The 4911-nt window shown below is 51.0% G+C and carries 2 protein-coding genes; both read left to right on the forward strand.

The window, feature by feature from the left end; genetic code table 11:
* Positions 1–411: 411 nt before the first annotated feature.
* Positions 412–3669, forward strand: coding sequence for a hypothetical protein (locus tag GXO76_15855; GenBank protein ID NOY79327.1), 3258 nt, complete (start codon positions 412–414; stop codon positions 3667–3669).
* A 103-nt stretch (positions 3670–3772) separates the two neighbouring features.
* Positions 3773–4911 (forward strand): transcriptional regulator (locus GXO76_15860; protein ID NOY79328.1); only part of this gene is annotated, 1139 nt, incomplete at its 3' end.

Below are 4911 nucleotides of genomic sequence, written 5' to 3' on the forward strand. Positions count from 1 at the left end.
TAAGAATACCAGTGTATTGCGGCCACAAAGGAACAAAGTTGCAAAGAAGGGGATTCGACTCAAAATCCTTTGCGGCTTTCAACCCTTGTGGTGCTCGGGAATTACACCGTAAAATAGGAAAAATTACAGAAAAATAAAAGGGAAAAATTACATCTATTTAAGGAAAAGAAAAATTTTGGCGTTTGAATCGTTCTAAATTTTCGGGAAGTTGGATCAGGATAAAAAATCCTGTTGCAATTTTTGGGGAATTCGCTATATTTAAAACAGTTAAATCCGGATTCGGAAAGCTCTGATTTTCTGCCCGTACCGGTGGGAGGGAACGGTTAAAAGAGGTGAGATTTTCTGCAAGGGCAGGGGGCCGTTTCCAAAATCTGGGTTCATCGCACGACATGAGTTTTAAGGAGATTTTTCATGCGATTACGATCGATTCGATGGGGATTTGTTTTTTCGGCGGTGTTTTTACTGGGGATTTTGGTTCTCTCCCAGGCGCAGGCGGACGGCCCGCCCGAAGGCCGATTGTTACAACAGCCGGACATCGGCCACGGCAAGATTGTGTTTACCTACGAAGACGACCTCTGGCTGGTGCCTGAAACGGGCGGTATGGCCCGCCGGCTAACCGATTTTCCCGGACAGGAGCGGTTTGCCAAAATTTCCCCCAATGGCAAATGGATTGCTTTTACCGGAAACTACGATGGCGGAAATGATGTGTACCTCATGCCGCTGGAAGGGGGCGCACCGGTTCGACTCACGTACCACCCGGCCGCCGACGTGGTTCTTGGCTGGACGCCCGACAGCCGCTTTGTGCTTTTCCGCTCGCGCCGGGGGCTTCAAACCGGATTGTACAAGGTTTCCGTATCCGGAGGATTTCCCCAAAAAATGCCCGTCGACCGTGTACGGTACGCTTCACTTTCACCGGACGGCACCCGGATCGCCTTTAACCGAAACGACGCCGACCGAATGAACTGGAAAAAGTACAAAGGGGGCGCCGAGCAGGACGTCTGGATCGGCACTCTCAAAACATTGCATTTTGAACGCATTACACGCTGGGCCGGTTACGACAATTTCCCGATGTGGGTGGGGAATGCCATTTACTTCAATTCCGACCGCCGCTACGGACGGATGAATCTTTACCGGTACGCGTTGAAAACCGGGCAGATTCAGCCGCTTACCCACTTTAAAGATTGGGATGTGGAATTCCCGTCTGCAGGGGACGGGAAAATTGTGTACGGGTGCCAGGGCTACCTCTGGACTCTGGACCTCGCCAGCGGGAAGAATCAGAAGGTCCCTATTCGGGTTCCCTCTGATCGGTGGCGGATTCGCAACACCTACATCGACCCGGACAATTACATTCAATATGTGAGCCTCTCGACGAAAGGGGATACAGCTGTCGTACAATCCCGCGGAGACGTGTATCTGGTTCCACAAAAAAGGGGACAGCCCGTGAATCTCACGGCCAGTTCCGGCAGTCGGGAAATCTTTCCGGTACTTTCCCCCAATGGAAAATGGGTTGCGTTTTTTTCCGACAAAACCGGTGAGTACGAACTGTACGTGACCGAGCCTCGGCCCGATCGGCCCTGGAAACAACTGACCCATCATTCCAGAACGTACTACTACCACCTGGTGTGGTCCCCGGACAGCAAAAAGCTGCTCTTCGGGGACAAGGATTTCAAAACCTTTGTGGTGAATGTGGCCTCCGGAAAGATGACCCAGATCGACCAGTGCTTTTACCAGAAGGACAACGAAATTTACTGGGAAATCAGCGATTACCACTGGTCCCCGGACAGCAAATGGGTGACCTACTCCAAAACGAACCGGAATTTGAACAGCTCGATTTACCTGTACAACGTGGAAACCGGCCAGAAGATTCGGCTCACGGACGACCGGTACGACGATTTTAGTCCCGCGTTTGATCAGGCCGGAAAGTACCTCTTTTTCCTGTCCAATCGCCATTTTCAGCCGGAATTGGATCCGTTCATGGACAATCACATTAATGCCAGCATGACGCAGCTGATGGTAGTACAGCTTCAATCGGGTGAAAAGCCGCCGTTTGAGGAGGGGGCTGGTGAGGATGCCAAGACGGAAAAAATCGACGTCCATCGCATCGACCTGAAAGGACTTTCGGAACGCGTGTACACGGCGCCGGTTTCGGCAGGCACGTACAAAAAATTGGAAGCCGGCAAACATTGTGTCTTTTTCCTCTCAAAGAGGCATTTTGGTTTTCCGGGAATCGAAGAATTTTTCCACCCGAATTCGGTTACCTTTTACAAACTCAAACGTTTTGATCTTTCCTCTAAAAAAACCAGGACGATTGTTTCCGGAATCGGCAGTTACTCCGTTTCCTACGACGGCTCAAAAGTCTCTTATTTGAGCGGGAGTACCGCCGGTGTGATTTCTTCGGATAATGAGAGCTTTGTGGGAGAAGGTACACTGGATTGGAAAGGGCTGGAGCAGTTGGTGGATTTTTCGCAGGAGTACCGGCAGATCTACTGGGAAGCCTGGCGGCAGATCCGGGATTTCTTTTACGATCCGAACCTCCACGGTAAAAATTGGCCCGCCATCGGCAAAAAATATGCGGCCCTGATTCCTTTTGTGGGAACACGCAACGATTTGAATTACCTGCTGGGCCAGATGATTGGGGAGCTGACGGCTTCGCACGAGTACATTATTGGCCGGGGCGGCCCCCTTCGGGAACGCTACCCGCGGGTCAATGTGGGGCTGTTGGGAGCCGATCTGGTTCCGGATTTTAAGGCCGATGCCTTCCGGTTTGCGCACATTTTAAAAGGCCTTCGCTGGAAGGCCGGGGTTCACAATCCCCTGCGTGACCCGGACGTACAGGTCCACAAAGGAGATTATCTGCTGGCGATTGACGGCCACCGCGTCTCTGCCAGAGAAAATTATTTCAAGTACCTTGAAAATAAGGCCGGAGACGAGGTGACACTGACCGTCAACAAAAAGCCTACGCTCAAAAATGCGCGGACGGTTCGGGTTCGGACCCTTTACAGCGATTGGAATTTGCGGTACCATGAGTGGGTTGAAAAAAACTACGAGACCGTCAAGCGGGAAACCAATGGACGGGTGGGGTACATCCACCTTACAGACATGGACGAAGAAGGACTCAAACAGTTTGAGCAGGGCTTCCGGGCCGAGCGTTACCGGGACGGACTGATTATTGACGTTCGGAACAACGGCGGCGGATTTGTGTCCTGGTTCCTGATTGATAAGCTGGAGCGGAAGCTCACGTTTTTGACCAAAACGCGGAATTTTAAGCCCATGTATTACCCGCATGCCGTGCACCCCGGGCCGATTGTGGTGTTGTGCAACGCGGGCACCGGGTCGGACGGAGAGGTGTTCAGTGAGCATGTGAAGGTGCTCAAGCTCGGGACGCTTATCGGCACCCGCACCTGGGGCGGCCTGATTGGCATCATTAACATGATTCCTCTGGTGGATGGCGGCATGCTCACACAGTCCAATGTAGGGTTTGCCAATCTGCACGGTCAGTGGGTGGTCGAAAATCATGGTGTGGATCCGGATATTGTGGTGGAAAACACCCCCGGGGCTGTGCTGGCCGGAAAAGATCCCCAATTGAAAAAGGCGATTGAGGTAATTGAGACGGAGTTGAAGGCCAATCCACCGCCCAAACTGGTGCCGCCTCCGTTTCCGAAGAAATAAAAGCCGATATCCACAAGCGTGGTCGCTGAAATAGGGCCCAAATTCTGGATGTAACAATCGGGATGCAGAAAAATGGCGTGGATCAAAAATCGGAGCCATTCCAATGAATGAATCTGAATTGAAGAATCTAATTTCTCGCGGAGAAGATTTTCACACGGAGTTTAAAGGCAAACTTCCGAATAGGGAATCTCTCGCCAAAACAATCACCTGTTTTGCCAATTCCGATGGGGGAAAGTTGGTAGTGGGTATCTCGGATGAAGGCAAGATTTTGGGCGTATCCGACCTGGATGGGGCCATGCGCGCCATCGACGATGTAGCGTACAATCGCTGTTCGCCGCCCATTACGGTTGTTCAGGAAACGGTTCCGATTGATGGGAAAACGGTTCTGGTCGTTCACATTCCGAAAGGAACCCAGCGCCCGTACCGTACCCGAAGCGGTCAGTTTTATGTCCGTTCATCCAATCGCTGCAGGCAGGCCTCACGTGAAGAGATGCTTCGGATGTTTCAGGCGGTACAAAGTGTATTTTACGATGAAACGCCCGTGGCGGGGGCCTCGGATGTGGACGTGGATTGGGACAGTTTTAAAGTCTTCTTGTCCCATTTTCTTGAACTTAACGTACCGGATTCTGACCTGAAATTGTATTTTAAGAATCTGCGGCTGTGGAGTGGGGAGGGTTTTCCCACAATGGCGGGCATTTTGTTCTTCGGTAAACAACAGCCTCAGAAATTCTTCCCTCACGCAAAAATCATTTGCGCCGCCATTCCAGGCAACGACCTGGCCATTCCGCCTTTTGATCGAAAAGACATGGTGGGCACGATTCCTGAGATGATTGACGATACGCAAAAATTTCTCAATCTTTACCTCAGAGAAAAACATGTGATTAATGGCTTTGAATCCGAGCGGGAACCCGAATTACCGCCTGCCGCTTTGCGGGAAGCCGTGGTGAACACCATTGCTCACCGCGATTACACGATTCATGCCCCTATTCGGATTCTCCTATTTGAAGACCGTGTTGAATTTCACTCTCCAGGAAAGTTGCCCAATACTGTCACCATTGAAAGTATTCGAATCGGGGGGGCTCACGTCCTTCGTAACCCGACGATTTACAATCTGTTGTACAAAATGGGGCTGGTGACGGACTTGGGCAGCGGTGTGAGAAGAATAATTTATTTGATTCAAAAACACGTTGGAAAAGATTTGGATATGCAGGAAACAGATTCTGAATTTATTTTGGCTTTGCC

It is taken from the genome of Calditrichota bacterium (genome assembly GCA_013151735.1).
Taxonomy (GTDB): domain Bacteria; phylum Zhuqueibacterota; class JdFR-76; order JdFR-76; family BMS3Abin05; genus BMS3Abin05.